Origin of the sequence: Quadrisphaera sp. DSM 44207, assembly GCF_900101335.1 — a bacterium.
Classification (GTDB): Bacteria; Actinomycetota; Actinomycetes; order Actinomycetales; family Quadrisphaeraceae; genus DSM-44207.
Window position 1 is genome coordinate 613,294 of record NZ_FNKA01000002.1, and the last position, 17,570, is coordinate 630,863.

At 75.7% G+C, this 17,570-nt stretch carries 16 protein-coding genes; all 16 read right to left on the minus strand.

Translation table 11 applies throughout. From position 1 onward, the window contains the following. Position 1 precedes the first annotated feature (1 nt). Positions 2 to 796 (minus strand): PilN domain-containing protein, encoded by a 795-nt coding sequence (locus BLS82_RS09025; protein ID WP_092864246.1) that lies wholly within the window; start codon positions 794 to 796, stop codon positions 2 to 4. Further along, the gene (pilM, locus tag BLS82_RS09030) at positions 793 to 1,845 is read right to left on the minus strand and encodes a type IV pilus assembly protein PilM (RefSeq protein WP_092865165.1); all 1,053 of its coding nucleotides are present in this window, start codon (positions 1,843 to 1,845) and stop codon (positions 793 to 795) included. Before pilM ends, BLS82_RS09025 begins: the two co-directional genes overlap by 4 nt. Before the next feature lie 136 nt (positions 1,846 to 1,981). Then, positions 1,982 to 2,764, minus strand: coding sequence for a prepilin peptidase (locus BLS82_RS09035; RefSeq protein WP_092864249.1), 783 nt, complete (start codon positions 2,762 to 2,764; stop codon positions 1,982 to 1,984). After that, positions 2,761 to 4,512 (minus strand): hypothetical protein, encoded by a 1,752-nt coding sequence (locus tag BLS82_RS09040; protein WP_092864252.1) that lies wholly within the window; start codon positions 4,510 to 4,512, stop codon positions 2,761 to 2,763. Before BLS82_RS09040 ends, BLS82_RS09035 begins: the two co-directional genes overlap by 4 nt. After that, on the minus strand, positions 4,509 to 5,171 hold the full coding sequence (locus BLS82_RS09045) for a hypothetical protein (RefSeq protein WP_092864255.1): 663 nt from the start codon (positions 5,169 to 5,171) through the stop codon (positions 4,509 to 4,511). Before BLS82_RS09045 ends, BLS82_RS09040 begins: the two co-directional genes overlap by 4 nt. After that, complete coding sequence (locus BLS82_RS09050) at positions 5,168 to 6,478, minus strand: type IV pilus modification PilV family protein (protein WP_092864258.1); 1,311 nt, start codon at positions 6,476 to 6,478, stop codon at positions 5,168 to 5,170. The genes BLS82_RS09045 and BLS82_RS09050 overlap by 4 nt, the downstream gene beginning before the upstream one ends. A 128-nt stretch (positions 6,479 to 6,606) precedes the next feature. Then, complete coding sequence (locus BLS82_RS09055) at positions 6,607 to 7,065, minus strand: type II secretion system protein (protein WP_092864260.1); 459 nt, start codon at positions 7,063 to 7,065, stop codon at positions 6,607 to 6,609. Between the two features lie 160 nt (positions 7,066 to 7,225). Further along, complete coding sequence (locus BLS82_RS09060) at positions 7,226 to 8,044, minus strand: HDOD domain-containing protein (protein WP_092864263.1); 819 nt, start codon at positions 8,042 to 8,044, stop codon at positions 7,226 to 7,228. Then, entirely contained in the window at positions 8,041 to 9,261 is a 1,221-nt protein-coding gene (locus tag BLS82_RS09065) for a type II secretion system F family protein (protein ID WP_092864266.1), read from the minus strand. Before BLS82_RS09065 ends, BLS82_RS09060 begins: the two co-directional genes overlap by 4 nt. A gap of 26 nt (positions 9,262 to 9,287) precedes the next feature. Then, the gene (locus BLS82_RS09070; RefSeq protein WP_304442012.1) at positions 9,288 to 10,547 is read right to left on the minus strand and encodes a type IV pilus twitching motility protein PilT; all 1,260 of its coding nucleotides are present in this window, start codon (positions 10,545 to 10,547) and stop codon (positions 9,288 to 9,290) included. Between the two features lie 167 nt (positions 10,548 to 10,714). Continuing rightward, positions 10,715 to 10,897 (minus strand): DUF1059 domain-containing protein, encoded by a 183-nt coding sequence (locus tag BLS82_RS09075; protein ID WP_092864269.1) that lies wholly within the window; start codon positions 10,895 to 10,897, stop codon positions 10,715 to 10,717. A gap of 139 nt (positions 10,898 to 11,036) precedes the next feature. Continuing rightward, on the minus strand, positions 11,037 to 12,203 hold the full coding sequence (locus BLS82_RS09080) for an EAL domain-containing protein (RefSeq protein ID WP_092864273.1): 1,167 nt from the start codon (positions 12,201 to 12,203) through the stop codon (positions 11,037 to 11,039). Positions 12,204 to 12,282: 79 nt separating this feature from the next. After that, positions 12,283 to 13,146, minus strand: coding sequence for a shikimate dehydrogenase (locus tag BLS82_RS09085; protein ID WP_092864276.1), 864 nt, complete (start codon positions 13,144 to 13,146; stop codon positions 12,283 to 12,285). 7 nt (positions 13,147 to 13,153) lie between these two features. Next, on the minus strand, positions 13,154 to 14,281 hold the full coding sequence (gene mltG, locus BLS82_RS09090; RefSeq protein ID WP_218123748.1) for an endolytic transglycosylase MltG: 1,128 nt from the start codon (positions 14,279 to 14,281) through the stop codon (positions 13,154 to 13,156). A 67-nt stretch (positions 14,282 to 14,348) separates the two neighbouring features. After that, on the minus strand, positions 14,349 to 14,837 hold the full coding sequence (gene ruvX / locus BLS82_RS16605; protein WP_176819012.1) for a Holliday junction resolvase RuvX: 489 nt from the start codon (positions 14,835 to 14,837) through the stop codon (positions 14,349 to 14,351). 29 nt (positions 14,838 to 14,866) lie between these two features. Beyond that, complete coding sequence (gene alaS, locus BLS82_RS09100; RefSeq protein ID WP_092864285.1) at positions 14,867 to 17,548, minus strand: alanine--tRNA ligase; 2,682 nt, start codon at positions 17,546 to 17,548, stop codon at positions 14,867 to 14,869. Positions 17,549 to 17,570: the final 22 nt, after the last annotated feature.

Consider the following 17,570-nt stretch of genomic DNA (forward strand, 5'->3'; position numbering starts at 1 on the left):
GTCAGCCGACCTCCCCGTCGGTGGCGCCGTCGAAGCGGTGGGAGAGGGCGTCGGTGGTCACCGCGACCGAGGACTCGAACTCGACGACCACCTCCTCCTCCTTCTCGGTGCGGCTGCTGGTGCTGTAGGTGGCGCCGGTGAAGCCCGGCGTGGCGTCGAGGGAGTCGAGCCAGTCCGCGACGCGCGGGTGCTCGAACGCGACGCCGCTGAAGGTGGCGCTCGCCACCTGCGCGGCGGCGGCGCCCGAGGGCGCCGTCCCCGCCGCAGCCGGTGCCGCGGCGGCCGCAGAAGCCGCCGCGGAGGCCGCCGCGGCCGCGCCGGCCGCGGCGTCGACGGTGACCGTGACGTCGGTCAGCCACACGTCCGCGGGCAGGGAGCGGGTCAGGCCGTCGAGGTACTCGTACCAGAGGACGTCGGCGCCCATGGCGCCGGCGCGGGCCGTGCGGGCCGCCTCCAGCTGCGCGAGCACCGCGGGGACCTCGGCGAACTGCGCCTGCTCGGCGGTCAGCACCCCGGTGCGCTGCTGCGCGGCGGCCAGCTCGTCCTCGGCGGCGTGCACGGACGTCGCGCTCAGCCACGTCACGGCGCCGAGAGCGGCCGCCACGCCGCCGAGGCCGGCGGCCAGCCAGCGGCGGGTGCGGCGCAGCGCGCGCGCCTGCACGACCTCGCGGGGCAGCAGGCTGACCCGCACGGGCGGGCGCGCGGCGCCGAGGAGGTCCTCGAGGGTCGGGGCGCTCGGTGCGCCGGCCGGGGTCGGCGCCGGAGCGGTGATCGGGGTGAACGGCTGCGTGGTCATCGGGCCGCTCCGAGGGCGAGGCCGACCGGCACGGCGCTGAGCGGCCCGAGCAGCCCGAGCTGCTCGGCGTCCCGGCCGGCGCGGCGCGTCGAGAACGAGGCGATGGCGTTGCCCTGCACGACGGGCGTCTGCGTGGCGGCGCTCAGCCGCTCGGTCAGGCCCCGCAGCTGGGCGCCGCCGCCGGTGACGACGATGCGCTGCACCGGGTGGGTCGGGGTGGAGGCGGAGTAGTAGTCCACGGAGCTGCGGATCTCGTCGAGGAGGGCCTGGGTGGAGAGCACCAGGGCCTGCGCCGCGCGCGCGTGCTCCGGGGAGGTCGCGGTCAGGCCGTGCTCGTGCTTGAGCGCCTCGGCCTCGGCCGGCGGCACCCCGGTGCCCTCCGAGATCGCGTCCGTCAGGTGCTGGCCGCCCGTGAGCAGGATGCGCACGAACCGCGGCTCCCCGTCGGAGTGGACCACGACGTTGGTCACGTGCGCGCCGATGTCGACGAGGGCCTCGGTCTCGACGTCCAGGTCGAGGCGGGAGCCGAGCGCGCGCATCAGGGCGAAGGGGGTCAGGTCGACGGAGACCACGTGCAGCCCGGCGGCCTCGGCGGCGCGCACGTTGGCCATCACCATGTCGCGGGAGGCGGCGACCAGCAGGCCGCGCACCAGGGGCCCGCCGCTGGAGCTCGTCATCGACCGCAGGGGGTGGAAGTCCAGCACCACGGAGTCCACCGGCATCGGCAGCAGGCCCTCGACCTGGAAGGGCAGCGCCCGGGGCAGGTCGCTCAGGGGCATCGCCGGCAGGTCCACCTCGCGCACGAGCACGCGCTGGTTGGCCACGCCGAGGACGACGTCCCTGTGGCTGAACCCGCCGGTGCGCCACAGCTCGCGCAGCGCGGCGGTGACGACCGGCGCGTCCACGACCTCCCCGGCGCGCACCGCCGTGTCCGGCAGGGGCACCTGCCCGAAGCGCCGGAGCCTGGCGCCGTCCCTGCCGTAGGCGAGCTCCGCCGCACGGACGCCGGAGCTCCCGATGTCCAGGCCGATGGCCGTCCGTCTGGCCACGTGCACCCCTCCCGCTGCGTCCGCCGTACCGGCGTCCGGACCGCCCCGGACGGGGTGGCTCCTGCGTCATCGGAGGGTCGGCGGGGGTCCTTGAGCCGTTCGGTCGATCCCGTTCCCCTGGAGCGTCGGCTCGCCCTCAGAGGCCGACGGCGGCCAGGTACGCCCCGGCCAGGGCGTCCCCGGCGAGGACGGCGAGCAGCGCGCCGGCGAGCATGAACGGCCCGAACGGGATCGCCGAGCGCCGGCTCGCGCGCCGCGCGAGCAGCAGCCCGACGCCGGCGACGCCGCCGAGCAGGAAGCCGAGCGCGGCGCCGACGGCCAGCTCCGCCCACCCGAGCCAGCCGAGGTAGAGGCCGAGGACGCCGGCGAGCTTGACGTCGCCGAACCCCATCCCCCCCGGCTTGGCGACGGCGAGGGCGAAGTAGAGCAGCCACAGCGCGGCCGAGCCGACCGCGGCGCGCGCGAGCGCCGCCGGGTCGCCGGCCGCGACGGCGGCGAGGGCGATGAGCGCTCCCCCGACGGCGTAGCTGGGCAGCACGATCGCGTCGGGCAGGCGGTGCACGTCGACGTCGATGACCGCCAGGACGACGGCGATCGCCGTCAGGTACAGCAGCGCCGGCAGCGCCCAGCTGAGCCCGGTGCGCCAGGCCACGACGGCGAAGAGCGCGCCGGTGGCCAGCTCCACGAGCGGGTAGCGGGCGCTGACCGGCGCCGAGCAGTCGCGGCACCGCCCGCCCAGCACGAGCCAGCCCAGCACGGGCACGTTGTGCTGCGGCCTGATCCGGGCTCCGCAGGCGGGGCAGGCGCTCGGGGGCCGCACGACGGACTCCCCCCGCGGCACCCGGTGGGCGACGACGTTGAGGAAGGAGCCGACGAGCAGGCCCAGCAGGCCCGCCGCGCCGACGAGGACGGCGGTCACGGCAGCGGGTGGGCGGACGTCTGCTCGCTCCAGGTCCGCACCGCGAACGCCGACTGCACCGGGTCGAGGAAGTACGGCGGGCTGACGGTGCGCAGGCGCGCGTCGTAGCGGTAGTCCTTGCTGTAGCCCGCGATCCCCTGGCCCACGACGCCGCGGAACTTCTGGCCGATCGCGCCGCGCACGTGCAGGTCGCCCTTGCTGTCGCCCGCCCAGAAGTTCTGCACCCGGAAGGAGTGGTTGACCGCCAGGATCGCCGCCTCGACCCGCACGCCGTACATGTGGCCGACCACGTCGCAGCCGCCGTCCTTCTCGAAGCAGCGCACCGGGTGGTAGATCTCGACGTAGTTGTTGGCCACGAGCCCGAGCACGCTCTGGCAGCTCGGCGTCGCCGTGCACCCCGCCGCGGCGTAGGTCAGGTCGTCCGTGATGACGATGTCGTTCGCCGCGCCGACGGTCAGCCGGCCCTGCAGCGCGCCCTGGACGAAGACGTCCCCGCTCCTGCACCCGTAGCTCGTGAGGTCCTCGGCGACGGGGTAGCCGACGGGGTTGCCGCCGGCCGTGCACGGGCTGGTCGGCGCCGCCTGGCTGTAGGCGTCCGCGACGGCGGGCACGTCGCGCACCCAGACCACGCCGCGGGCGGGCAGCGGCCTGCCGGCGCCCACCCCGCACCACGCGGCCCCGCCGTTCCTCGACCACGGGCTCGTCACGTCCATCAGCCCGTCCGGGCGCAGGACGATCTTCGTCGGGCCCGTGTAGAGGCAGCCCGGCTGCCCGTCCGTGGCGGTGACGTCCGTCTGCACCGCGAGCGCGGTGTTGCTGGGCGGCAGGGCGAGGTGCGGCTCGAGACCGAGGTCGATCTGCGTGCCGGTCTCGTCCTCGGGCCACGTGTTCGTGCAGCCGCTCTGCACCAGGTAGTGGCGGCCGTCGGTGAGGCTGCCGTCGTAGCTGGTCGTGGCCCCCTCGTTGAGGTCGGGCTGCCCGCACACGTAGACGGCGTCGTTGCTGTGCATGGGTCCCCACAGCTCGTCGCCGGAGACGAAGCGGATGACGCTGCACCCGGGCGGAGGGTCGGGGGTGGGCGTCGGCCGGGCGTCCGAGCCCACCCTGTCCTGGCGCCCCTCGTAGAAGTGCTTCATGCAGTTCGCGCGCGCCTGCTCCGGCGTGTACTCCCCGTTGCCGGTGTAGGCGTCCGGGTCCTTGGTCTCGTAGTCGGTGAAGTACAGGTAGTCGAGGAAGCCGCGCTGGTCCAGCGTCACCTGCACCGTGCGCACCTCGCGGCCCACCGCTCCGGTCGACTGCAGCCGCACGACGCCGCTGGTGGGGAACTGGCGCGTGTCGACCTCGTACCGGAAGCGGGCGCGGCCGTCGCTGCCGGGCACGGTCACCCACTCGGTGAAGGCTCGGTTGGCCGGCGTCGGCAGGGCGACGGAGCTGCCGGCGGAGAAGGGCGCCGCGGGGTTCCCGTACCGCCAGTAGGCGGGCTGGTCGTTGAGGCGGGCCGTGTAGTCGTCGACGCCGGCCTCGGCGGCGGCCAGGGCGGCGTTCCAGTCCTGGCCGCCGCGGGCGGAGGACTGCCCGGCCGCCGCGTACGCCAGCGTCCCGCCCACCAGGAGCGTGAGGACCATCACGGTGCCCAGCACGGTGACCATGGCGGCGCCGCGGTCACCGGGCGCGGGGCCGCAGGAGCGGGAGGAGCGGTGCAGCCGGGCGACCAGGCGGCCCAGCAGCGTGGGGCGGGTGCGGGTCATGGGGCGGTGACCTTCTCGTTGGGCAGGTGGACGCGGGTGCTGACCTCGGCCGGCGCGACCCGGCCGAGCGGGTCGGTCTGCACCAGCAGCCGGACGCCGACGCTGGCGACGCCGGTCGTGTCGGGCTCCGGGAGCAGCTCCTGCCCGTCCGCGTCGTAGTACGTGAACACCGGCGTGCCCGCGGGGTTGACGACGCCGGAGAGGACGGTGCGCGTGCTCGCCGTCCCGGAGAAGCTCCAGGTGCCCGCCGATGCGGTGGCCGGCGTCCGGGTCTCCACGAGGGCGCCCGCGGGGTCCACGGAGAGCTCCACCAGCACGGGGGCCGGCCCGGCGGCGGTCCAGCTGCGCACGAGCAGCGACGTGCTGCTCGTCGGGACGACGCCGGGCAGCGCCGCCGCGGGGTCCGGCTGCGGGACCTCGGCCGCGGAGCGGACGGCGCGCGTGATGGTCTGCAGCGCCACCTGCGTCGTCGTCGTCGCCTCCACGCGCCGGTCGCTGGCCTGCAGCGACCGGGTGGTGCCGACGACCATCGAGAGCACCATCGTCCCGACGATCCCCAGCAGGACCGTCGTGGTCAGCAGCTCGACGAGCGTCAGCCCGGCCTCCCCGCCGTCCGCGGCCTGCGCGCGTCGGGGCGCGGTCGAGCCGCGCGGCGTCACGAGGTCACCGCCACGGTCAGCGGGTAGGTCGCCGACGGCTCCAGCGTCTGGATCGTCCCGGTGGTGCTGGTGCCGGCGGTGAACGTCCAGCCCGCGCCGTAGGGCATCGTGGCCCTGACGGTGCCGGTGGCGTCGGTGGTGCCGAGGACGTGGGTCTCGCCGGACGTGCACCCGCGGCCGCCGGTCTGCGCCGGGTGCGTGGCCCTGACCTGGACGCCGACCGCGGGCTGGCCGTCCGCGCGCTTGACGACCACGTCGACGAGCGCCGCGCGCGCGGTGGCCGGCGTGGTCGTGCCGGCGGTGACCGCCGCGACGGGCGCGGTGACCGCGCCCGGCCAGAAGGGCGTGCCCTCGGACCCGTCGGCGTTGAGGTCCTTCGCCTCGGGGTCGGCGTCCCAGCAGGTGCCGAGCCACGTGCGGTAGCCGGCCGGGAAGGGGAAGAGCCAGGGGATGGTCACGGGCCAGGTGCCCCCGCCGAGCTCGAGCCGCCGGCCGGGCAGGCTGGTGCTGACGACGCCGACCCCGACCGTCGACGGCACGGGGTGCGCCGCGCTGGGCGCGGAGAGGCGCACGGCGCCCGCGAGGTCGTAGTCGACGGCGACGGCGGTGGTGGCCCCGGCCGTGACCGTCAGGGGGCTCCTGACGGGCGTGAGCGCGTGCTGCGAGTCGACCGAGCCGCCCTCGGAGATCGTCACGGCGTAGTCGCTGGCCGCCGTCAGCTGGTTGAAGAAGGCGCAGCCCTGCTCGTCGGTGGCGGCCGTCACCGGGGGGCCGTCCGGGCGGGACGCCGTCACGGTGACGAGCTCGTTGGCGCGAGCGCGCGCGTCGAGCACCTTGACGGCGATGTTGCCCTTCGCGGGGTCGAAGCCGCCCGCTGCGGGGGCGACGAGGGTGTCCGTGCGCACGGGCGCGGTCGATCCCATGTCCGCCCAGGTGACGCGCACCGACACCCGCTTGTAGAGGAAGGCCGCCCCGGAGCCGGAGTCGCACGGCGAGCCCGCGCCGGTGCGCGGCTGCCAGACCGCGGAGCGCAGCACCGTGTACGCGCGGCCGCCGACGGTCCTCGTCGTCGTGGTGGTCTCCAGGGCGCCGAGCTCGTCGCTCGGCGTGGCGCGCGCCTCGCTGACCACCTCGTCGGCGATGCCGGAGGCGACCAGCCGGGCCCGGCCGTCGTCGGTGAGCCTGACGGTCGTCAGGACGCCGTAGAGGACGCCCAGGCTGGCGATGGCGAGCACGGCCATCGCGGCGACGACCTCCACGAGGGTGAAGCCGTCGTCGCCGTCGAGCGGCTGGCGCAGGCGCTGCACGGCGGTCCTCCTCCTGGGTCGGTCAGGGTCTGATCGGCAGCGCGAGCAGCGGACTTGAGCCGGCTGCCGCACCGCGGACGCACCGCAGGCCCGCACCGGTCGGTGCGAGCCTGCGGTGCCGCTGGAGATCAGCAGTTGGTCGAGCTCGCAGCCGCAGCGGGCTGCTGGCCACCGAGCTTCGAGTCGTAGATGTAGAAGGTGCCGGCGGTACCGCCCTTGGCCGTGGCGTTGGCGCTGGAGCCGCGGATGCAGAAGCCGTCCGTGACCGGCTTGTACTCGATCTTGTTGCCGTTGGTCAGCTTGCCCAGCCCGACGAGGACGGTCTGGCCCGTCGCGGAGACGTCGACGTAAGCGGAACCCGACGTGACCGGGTAGCTCTGCGAGTCGACGAAGGCGGTCTCGACCGTCGTCGCCACCGTGCGGATGTCCGACTTGATGCTGGAGTCGACGGCCTTCTGGCGCTGGTTGAGGAAGACCGGGACGGCGATCGCGGCGAGGATGCCGATGATGATCATGACGACGAGGAGCTCGATCAGGGTGAAGCCCTGGTCCTTCTCCTCCATGGACGTGCGGACGCGAGCGAGCACCTTCTGCTCCCCTTCGTGAGGACGAGGGCCCGCTCTGGGCGCGGCCCGTGACACCTGGACCATCGGAACGGCGCGGTGGACCTTGAGCCGCGACCCGCCCGGCCGGCTAGCGCTCACCCGATCGGCGCAGGCGCCGAGCCGAGGTGCCGGGCCGGACGCCTCACCACTGCGAGTCAGCGATCCCGTCCCGGATCCGCGGCAGCAGCGCCGCCAGGCGCTCGTCCGGCACCGCTCCCGCGGACACGGCCACCACGGACGGCGGCGCCGCGGCGGCGTCGAGCAGCCCGCCGGCGATCGCGGTGCCGGTGCGCAGGCACAGCGCCCACGGCGAGGCGCCCGGGACGTCGCGGTCGACCTCGTGCAGGGCCCGGGCCATCTCGCGCGGGAACGTCCACGCCGACAGCGCCGCCGCGGAGACCTCGGTGTGCCGGACGCCGTACCGCTCGGCCTCGGCGGCCAGCAGCTGCGCGCGGCCGCCGTCGGCGACCTCCGGCAGCGCCAGCAGCTCGGGGTAGCCCTCGGGGTCGTGCTGGCACAGCACCGCCTGCCCGATGGAGGAGAGCAGGCCGAGGCAGAAGGACTCCGCGGTCGGCAGGCCGAAGCAGCCGGCGAGCTCGCCGCACGCGACGGCGGTGGTCTTCGACCGCGTCCAGAAGTCCGCGGGCAGCACCGACTCGTCGTCCGCGCCCGCCGCCGCGACCGCGGCCATCGTGCGCACGGTGGTGAAGCCCACGACCGTGACGGAGAACGCGACGGTGCGCACCCTGCCGCCGAGGCCGTAGTAGGCGCTGTTGGCCAGGCGCATGAGGCGCGCCGACAGCGTGGCGTCGGCCACGAGGACGTCGGCCAGCTCCTTCGCGCCCACGCCGTCGTCGTCCGTCATGGCCACGACGCGGGCCGCCACGGGGCGGCGCGCCGCCAGGGAGTCGACGGTGCCCAGCAGCTCGTCCAGCGCCGCTCCCGCAGCGGTGCGGGTCACTGGATCTGGTCGAAGATGGTGAAGATCGGCAGGTACATCGCGATGATCATCCCGCCGACGACGGCGCCCAGGACGGCGATCATGATCGGCTCGATGAGGCTCGTCAGCGCCTCGGTCGTCGCCTCGACCTCGGCGTCGTAGAAGTCGGCGACCTTCTCCAGCATGGTGTCGGTGGCCCCGGTGTCCTCGCCGACGGCGAGCATCTGCACGACCATCGGGGGGAAGACCCCGTGCCGGGCCAGCGGCGCGGCCATCGACTCGCCGCGGCGCACGCTGTCCTGCACGTCGCGGGCGGCCCGCTCGAGCACGAGGTTGCCGGCGGTGCCGCCCACGATGTCCAGGCTCTGCAGGATCGGCACCCCCGAGCGGATCATGGTGCCGAGGTTGCGGCAGAACCGGGCGACGGCGACCTTGCGGAACAGCGGCCCGAAGACCGGCACGCGCAGCACGAGCGGGTCGACGACCGAGCGCACGCGGTGGTGGTGGCGCACCCGCCGCCAGACCACCAGCCCGACGGCGGCGAGGACGACGAGCAGGGGCGCGCCGACCTTCATCAGGCCCGAGAGCCACACCAGCAGGCGCGTCGGCGCCGGCAGCTCTCCGCCGAGCGAGGCGAACATCGAGGCGAAGATCGGGACGATGAACAGCAGCATCCCGACCACGGCGAGCAGGGCGATGACGAAGACGACGACCGGGTAGGTCATCGCCGACTTCACCTTCCCGCGCAGCTTGACCTCGGCCTCGAAGTTGGCGGCCACCGACTGCAGCGTGGAGTCCAGGAACCCGCCGACCTCGCCGGCGCGGCACATGTTCATCATCAGCGGCGGGAAGACGCGGGGGTGCTTGGCCAGGGCGACGGACAGGGACTGCCCGGTCTCGACGTCCTGGCGGACGCTGGCGAGCACCCCGGCGAGGGCCTTGTTCTCGGTCTGCGCGGCGAGGATGGTCAGCGCGCGCAGCAGCGACAGCCCCGAGTCGATCATCGTGGCGAACTGCCGCGACATCACCGCGAGGTCCTTGAGGGAGACCGAGCGGCCGAAGGGCAGGGTGATCTCGCGGTTGAGGCCCGTGCCGGCCACCGCCACCGACAGCGGGGCGTGGCCGAGCTGGCGCAGGCGGGCGACGAGCGCGGCCTGGTCGGTGGCCTCCATGCGACCGGTGACGACCTTGCCGGCGCGGTCGCGCACGGTGTACTCGAACGTCGTGGTGGTGGCCATGCGTGCCGTCCTCTCCCGCGCCCTGCTCAGGACCGGCCGGTCATGCGGGTGAAGTCCTCGACGTGGTGGCACTTCTCGAGGCCGTGGGCGGGCGAGATCCGCCCCGTGCGCACGAGGTCGGCCAGGTGCTGGTCGAGGGTGTGCATGCCGTGCTGGGCCCCGGCCTGCATCGCCGAGTAGATCTGGTGGGTCTTGCCCTCGCGGATGAGGTTGCGGATCGCGGGGGTGGCGACCATGACCTCGGTGGCGACCACGCGCCCGGAGCCGTCGGAGGTCTTGCACAGCGTCTGGCTGACGACGCCCTGGATCGCGCCGGCCAGCTGCACGCGCACCTGCTCCTGCTGCTCGGGCGGGAAGACGTCGATGACGCGGTCGACGGTCTGCGCGGCGTCCTGCGTGTGCAGCGTCGCGAAGACCAGGTGGCCGGTCTCGGCGGCGGTCAGGGCCACCGACATCGTCTCCAGGTCGCGCAGCTCGCCGACGAGGATGATGTCCGGGTCCTGGCGCAGCACGTGCTTCAGAGCGCTGGCGAAGGACTTCGTGTCCTCCCCCACCTCGCGCTGGTTGACCAGGCACGACTTGTGGCGGTGGAGGAACTCGATCGGGTCCTCCACGGTCATGATGTGGTCGCGGCGGGTGCGGTTGGCCAGGTCGACCAGGGCGGCCAGCGTCGTGGACTTGCCCGAGCCGGTCGGTCCGGTCACGAGCACGAGCCCGCGCGGCAGCCCCGCGAAGGCGGCGACGGCGCCGGGCACGCCGAGCTCCTCCAGCGGCTTGATCTCGAAGGGGATCACGCGGAAGGCGGCGCCGACGGACTCGCGCTGGCGGTAGAGGTTGACGCGGAAGCGGGCCCGGCCCGGCAGGGCGAAGGCGAAGTCGAGCTCGAGGGCGTCCTCGAACCGCTCCCGCTGCTTCTGGGTGAGCATCGCGAACAGCACGCGCTGCAGCACGGGAGCCGTCAGCGGCGGGTGGCCGGGCAGCGTCGTCAGCTCGCCGTTCAGGCGCACGGTCGGCGGCGCGCCGGTGGTCAGGTGCAGGTCGGAGGCGCCGGCGTCCAGCATCTGCGCGAGGACCCCGGGCAGGTCGACGTCGTCCGCCTGCACGCGCTGCTCGGTCGTGGCGCGGGCGTAGGCGTCGGCCGGCGCCGCGGGCGCCGGCTGCGCGAGCACGGGCGCGAGCACGGGCGCGAGCACGGGCGCGAGGCCGGGCTGGTGCGGCACGGGCAGGGGCGCCAGCGGAACGGACGGCACGCCGCTCGGGCGCGCGTGCTCACCTCGGTGGTCCACCGGTGCCTCCTCCAGCGGAGGGCGTTCGCCTCCGACGGGTCTTCATCGGCCGGTAGCGGGCCGGTCTTGAGAGCGCGACGGCTCCGGTCCCCTGGAGGGGCCGGAGCCGTCGCGGGCGCTGAGCGCTGCAGGTGCTGCGGATGGTGCGGGTGCTGCGGGTGCTGCGCTCAGGCGGGGCTGGCGGTGCGGATGCGCGCGCGCACGGCGCCCAGCAGCTCCGGGCTGACCTCGGGAACGCCGTGCGCCTCGGCGGCGTGGGCACCGACGCGCAGGAGGAGGAGCTCCTCGGTCGGCTCGGCGAACGCGGCGTCGCAGCCGGGGACGACGTCCCCGCAGGCGAACAGCTTCATCGGTTCCTCCTCCTGGCCCGGACGCGGCGTCCGGCTCCCGGCGGTGGATCGGCCGGGCCGCGCCCGGGCTTGAGCGCCGCTGCGCCGAGCGGGTCAGCGGGCGCGCGGGCGTGCGGGCGCGTGGGCGTGCGGGTGCGGCTCAGGCCTGGCCCGTGCGGGCGAGGTGGAGGACGACGTCCTCCATGAGCACGACGCCGGTGCACAGCCCGCGCGGGTCGACGACGACCACGGGGTCGAAGCGCTGCTCCGGGCGGCGGCTCATGGCCCGGCGGGCCACCTCGGTGACCGGCTCGGAGGGGTGGCAGCGCAGGGTGACGAACACGCGGCGCGCGCCGCCGGGGTGCTGCAGCAGCACCTGGGCGGGTGAGCCGTCGGTGTGCACCAGCACGGTCGCCTCCGCCGCCGCGTCGGCGGCGGGCGGCGAGGCGAGCGGGGCCTGCGCGACCGGGCGCACCAGCGGCGCGAGCGCGTCCTGCAGGACGACGCGATCGGCCAGCTCCCGCACGCGCGCGCGCACCGCCGGGTCGAGGGCGGCCATGACGGGGGCCGGGCGCCCGAGCAGGTAGCCCTGCGCGAGCGGGATGCCGAGGCCGACGAGGGCGGTCAGCTCGCCCTCGGTCTCGACGCCCTCGGCGAGCAGCCAGGCGTCGAGGCGGCCCGCGTAGCTGCCGAGCAGCTCGACCAGGGCCGCCTTGACCGGGTCGGTGTCGAGGGAGGAGACCAGCGCCCGGTCGACCTTGACGATGTCGGGGCGCAGCTGCGCCAGCTGCAGCAGGCCCGAGTAGCCGGTGCCCGCGTCGTCGAGGGCCACCATGGCGCCGAGCTCGCGCACGCGGGCGACGCCCTCGCGCACCCGCGGCAGGTCGGTGTACGGCACGTGCTCGGTCAGCTCGACCACGAGGCGCTGCAGCCCGCCGCGGCGGGCGGCGAGGTCCTCGACCAGCTGGCGCCAGCCGTCCTCGACCCACCGCTCGGGCCCGGTGTTGACGGTCAGGAACGTCGAGCCGGGCAGGACGTCGAGCAGCTGCACGGCGCGCTCGAGCACGACGGCGTCGAGCGCGCCGCCGAGGCCGCCGGCCTCCGCGGCGGCGAAGACGGCGTCCGGGGGCGGGGCGTCGGGCCCGAAGCGCGAGAGCACCTCGTACCCGGCGACGGCGCCGCGGGCGAGGTCGGCGATGGGCTGCACGTGCACGCCGAGGCACCGGGGGTGCTCCAGGACGCGCGCGACGACGTCGAGCGGGTCCGCGGTGCGGCGGGGCCTGACCTGGCGCACGGCGCCCACCCCCTCCCGCTCCAGCCGGTGCACGGTGGTGGTGTCGGCAGGCGGGCCCGGGCCCTTGAGCGCCCCGGGCGGCGCGGTCCGGCGCCCGGGGGGCGCGCGCCGCTCAGCGGGAGCGGGCGGCGAGCTCGTCCTCGCCGGCGCGGCGCATGACCTCCAGCGGCGCCTCGTGCCCGGTCATCATGCGCACCTGCTCCCCGGCCTGGTGCAGCAGCATCGCGAAGCCGCTGACGACGGCGCCCCCGCGCGCCGACCACGCGCGGGCGAGCGCCGTCGGCCACGGCGCGTAGACGACGTCCAGCAGCACGCCCGCCCCCGCCGCGCCCGCGCTGGGCCGCGACAGCTGCGCGGCCAGGTCGTCGGCCGCGCCGGCGGGCACGGTGGAGACCACCAGCTGCGCGCCGAGCGCGCGGTGCGCGCGCTCCCACGGCGCGACGTCGAGGGCGACCCCGAGGCGGTCGGCGACCTCGTGCAGCGCCGCCGCCCGCAGCGGCGAGCGCACGTGGACGGTCGGCTCGCGCACCCCGAGCACGCGCAGCGCGGCCAGGGCGGACGCCGCGGTGGCGCCGCCGCCGAGCACCGCCGCCGAGGTGGCGCGCTGCACGCCGGCCTCGCGCAGCGCCGCGACGAGGCCGTGCACGTCGGTGTTCTCCCCGCGCCAGCGCAGCCGCTGGCCCGGCTCCGGCATCGGGCCGGGCATCGGCAGCAGCGTGTTGACCGCCCCGACGGCCGCGGCCAGGGGCGAGACCTCGTCGAGCAGGGGCAGCGCCACCTGCTTGAGCGGCATCGTCAGCGACAGCCCGCCCCACTCGACGTCCAGGGAGGCCAGCAGGGGCGCGAGCTCGTGCTCCTGCACGTCCAGCGCCGAGTAGCGCCACCGGCCCACCAGGCCCAGCGCCGCGTACGCCGCCGTGTGCAGCACCGGCGACAGCGAGTGCGCGACCGGATGGCCCAGGACGGCGGCCCTCACGGCCGGCTCAGCCCTGCGGGTTCTCGCGCAGCCACTGCTGGAACTGCCGGACGTTGCGCTGGTGCTCCTCGCCCGTGACCGCGAACAGCGTCTCGCCGGTGTCGGGGTCGACGACCACGAAGTACCGCCAGTCGCCGGGCGTCGGGGAGAGCACCGCGCGCAGCGCCGCCTCCCCCGGGTTGTTGATCGGCCCCGGTGGGAGCCCCGAGTGCAGGTACGTGTTGTACGGGGAGGGGTTGGCGCGGTCCTGCGCCGTGGTGGTGATGCCGGACTTGCCGTTGGCGTAGTTGACGGTCGTGTCCAGCTGCAGCGGGGTGCCGTCGGCGAGCCGGTTCTCCAAGACCCGGGCGACCCTGCCCATGTCGTCCGTCGTGCTGGCCTCGGCCTGCACGAGGCTGGCCCTGGTCAGGACGCCGTGCCGCTGATCGGCGGGCACGCCGAGGGAGTCCAGCGCCTCCCGCGAGCGCGCCACCATCGACTGCAGCACCTCCAGGGCGCTCACGTCGAGGTCGTAGTCGTAGGTGGCGGGGAACAGGTGGCCCTCGACGACGCCGCCGGCCTCCGGCGGCAGGCCGAGGGCGGGGTCGGCGGCGGCGGCCTCGTAGTCGGCGACGGGGATGCCGGTGGCCTCGGCGAGGCGCTCGTAGGTGCGGGCCGCGGTGAAGCCCTCGGGCACCGTGACGCGGAAGGACTGGCGCGAGGCGGGGTCGAGCAGCAGCGCCATGGCGTCCCGGGCGCTCATCTGCCGGCGCAGCTCGTACGTGCCAGGCTGGATCGTCGCGGCGCGCGGCTCGTCGGCGGCGGCCTCGACGAAGGCGCCGGCGGTCTTGACCACGCCGGCCTCCTCCAGCACGCGCCCGATGGTGCGCCCGCTGGCCCCGGCGGTCACCTGCACCCGCACCGCCTCGGTGCCCGCGCCCTCGTAGTCGTCGGGCTCGGTCAGCTGGGCGACGACGTCCCGCAGCTGGGCCGAGGCGAGGTACGTGCCGCCCCCGACGACGAGCAGGCACACCAGCAGCACGGCCAGGGTGCGCAAGCGCCGGCGACGGCGCTGGGAGCGGCGGCGCTCCTGCGACCGGCGACCCGACCGGGTCGGCGGTGCGCTGGGCAGGTCCTGCAACGACAGGCCGCTCACGCCGCCCACCTCCCTCGTGCTCGTCCGCGCCGGACGCGGCGGGCAGCCGCCCGGCCCTGCTCCGGCCTCACTCGGGCGCTCCCCCCGGCGCCGCCGCGGGCTCCACCAGAGAGCCCGGTGCCCGCCCCGACGCCCGCTCGGCGTCCAGGGCCGTCTGCAGCACGAGCACCGCTGCCACCTGGTCCACGACCTCCCGGTGCCGGCGTCCCCGCCGGCCCGAGGCCGTGAGCACCTGGTGCGCACCGACGGTGCTCAGCCGCTCGTCGACGAGCCGCACCGGCAGCGGTGCGACCCGGCGGGCCACGGCTGCAGCGTAGCCGCGCGCGGCGGCCGCCGCTGGGCCTTCGCGACCCGAGAGGGACAGCGGCAGCCCGACGACGACCTCCACGACGTCCCGCTCGGCGGCCTCGGCGGCGATGCGCTCGACGTCGGAGCCGCCGCGCGCGTCGCGGGCGAGGGTCTGCAGGGGCGTGGCCACGAGGCCGTCGACGTCGCTGAGGGCCAGGCCGACGCGCACCGAGCCGACGTCGACGCCGAGGCGCACGCCCCTCCTCACGAGCCGCCGCTCCTCACGAGCCGGTGGCCTCACGAGCCGGTGGTCGCCGCGACCGCCGCGCGCACGGCCTGCAGCGCGGCCGGCAGCGCGGTGGCGTCGGAGCCGCCGCCCTGCGCGACGTCGTCCTTGCCGCCGCCGCCGCCGCCGAGCGCCTGGGCGGCCGCCCGCACGAGGGCCCCCGCCCTCACGCCCGCGCCGCGCCCGGCGGCCGTGGTCGCCACGACGACGACCGGGCGCTCCCTCGCGACGCCGACCAGCGCCACGGCGGCCGGGCGGGAGTCCCCCAGCCGCCCGCGCACGTCGAGCGCGAGGGCGCGCAGGTCGTCGGCGGAGGCGACCGGGCCCGCGTCGGCGGCCACGAGCGCGACGCCGCCGACGTCCTCGGCGCTCGCGGCCAGGGACGCCGCCCGCGCGAGCACCTGCGCCGTGCGCAGCGCCGCCAGCTCCCGGTCGGCCTCGCGCAGCTGCGCGAGCAGCTGGCCGACGCGGTCGACGACGTCGTCGCGCTGGACCTTCAGCAGCCCGCTCACCTGCTGCACGAGGTCGCGCTCGCGGGCGAGGTAGCGGAAGCCGTCCATGCCGACGGCGGCCTCGATGCGCCGGGCGCTGGCGCCGACCGAGGACTCCCCCGTCACCACCAGGGGGCCGATCTGGGCGCTGGAGGACACGTGCGTGCCCCCGCACAGCTCCCGCGACCAGGGGCCGCCGATGTCGACCACGCGCACCCGCTCCCCGTACGTCTCCCCGAACAGGGCGAGGGCGCCCTCGGCGCGCGCCTGCTCCAGCGGCATCTCCCGCACGTCGACGGGCAGGTCGTCGCGCACGGCGCGGTTGGCGACGTCCTCGACGTCGGAGCGCTGCTGCGGGGCGAGCGCGCCCTTCCACGAGAAGTCCAGGCGCAGGTAGCCGGGCCGGTTGAAGGAGCCGGACTGCAGGGCCTGCGGCCCGAGGACCTCGCGCAGCGCGGCGTGCACCACGTGCGTGCCCGAGTGCGCCTGGCGGGCGTCGCGGCGCCAGTCCGGGTCGACCTGCGCGAGCACCCGCTCGCCGGTGGCCAGCTCGCCCTCCAGCACGCGCGCCTGGTGCACGACGAGGCCCTTGAGGGGGCGCTGGACGTCGAGGACCTCCGCGCGCCCGCCGTCCCAGGTGATCGCGCCGGCGTCGGCGTCCTGGCCGCCGGACTCCGCGTAGAACGGCGTGCGGTCCAGGACCACCTCGACCACGCGGCCCGCGCCGGCCGCGGGCACCGGCGCGCCGCCGTCCAGCACGCCCAGGACGGTGGACTCGGTGCTCAGCGTCGTGTGCGCGAGCCACTCGGTCAGCCCGTGCTCGGTGAGCAGGTCGCGGTAGGCGCTGGTGTCGGCCCGGCCGCCGCGCTTGGCGACGGCGTCGGCGCGCGCCCGCTCCTTCTGCGCCCGCATCAGCTCGCGGAAGCCGTCGGCGTCGACCTCCACGCCCTGCTCGGCTGCCATCTCCAGGGTGAGGTCGATCGGGAAGCCGTACGTGTCGTGCAGCTGGAAGGCGCGCTCGCCGCTCAGCCGGGGGTGCTGGGCCCGCTCCTCCTTGGCCTCGCGCACCGCGACGTCGAGGATCGTCGTGCCGGCGGACAGGGTGCGCAGGAAGACCTCCTCCTCGGCCGCGACGACGGAGGCGATGCGCTCCCAGTCGGTGAGCAGCTCGGGGTAGGAGCGGGACATCACGTCGCGGGAGACGGTGAGCAGCTCGGGCAGCACCGGCTCGCCGACGCCCAGCAGGCGCATGGCGCGCACGGCGCGGCGCAGCAGGCGGCGCAGCACGTAGCCGCCGCCCTCGTTGGTGGGCGTGACGCCGTCGCCGACGAGCATCAGGCCCGCGCGCACGTGGTCGGCGACCACGCGCAGCCGCACGTCGGCGGCCGGGTCGGCGCCGTAGCGGGCGCCGGCCAGCTCGGCGGCGCGGCGCAGCACGGGCGCGACCTCGTCGATCTCGTAGAGGTTGTCCACGCCCTGGAGCAGGTACGCCACCCGCTCCAGGCCCATGCCGGTGTCGATGTTCTTCGCCGGCAGCTCGCTGACGATCGCGAAGTCCTCCTTGGACCGCACGTCGGCGAGCTGGTACTGCATGAAGACGAGGTTCCAGATCTCCAGGTAGCGGTCCTCGTCGACGACGGGGCCGCCCTCGCGCCCGTGCTGGGGGCCGCGGTCGACGTAGATCTCGCTGCACGGGCCGCCGGGGCCGGCCGCGCCGGTGTGCCAGTAGTTGTCCTTGCGGCCGCGGCGCTGGATCCGCTCGCCCGGCAGGCCGGCGACCTTCCGCCACAGCTGCTCGGCCTCGTCGTCGTCCTCGTAGACCGTGACCCAGATCGTGTCGGGGTCGAAGCCGTACCCGCCGTCGTCCTGGGAGCCCGTCACGAGCTCCCAGGCGTAGCCGATGGCCCCCTCCTTGAAGTAGTCCCCGAAGGAGAAGTTGCCGTTCATCTGGAAGAACGTGCCGTGGCGCGTGGTCTTGCCGACCTCGTCGATGTCGAGGGTGCGCACGCACTTCTGCACGCTCGTGGCGCGCGGGTACGGCGGGATCTGCTGCCCGGTCAGGTACGGGATGAAGGGCACCATGCCGGCGACCGTGAACAGCAGCGCCGGGTCGGGGCTGACCAGCGACGCGGACGGGACCACGGTGTGGCCCTGCTGCTCGAAGTAGCGCAGCCAGCGGCGGCGGATCTCAGCGGTCTCCATGGCACCTCTCCGCGGGGTGTGG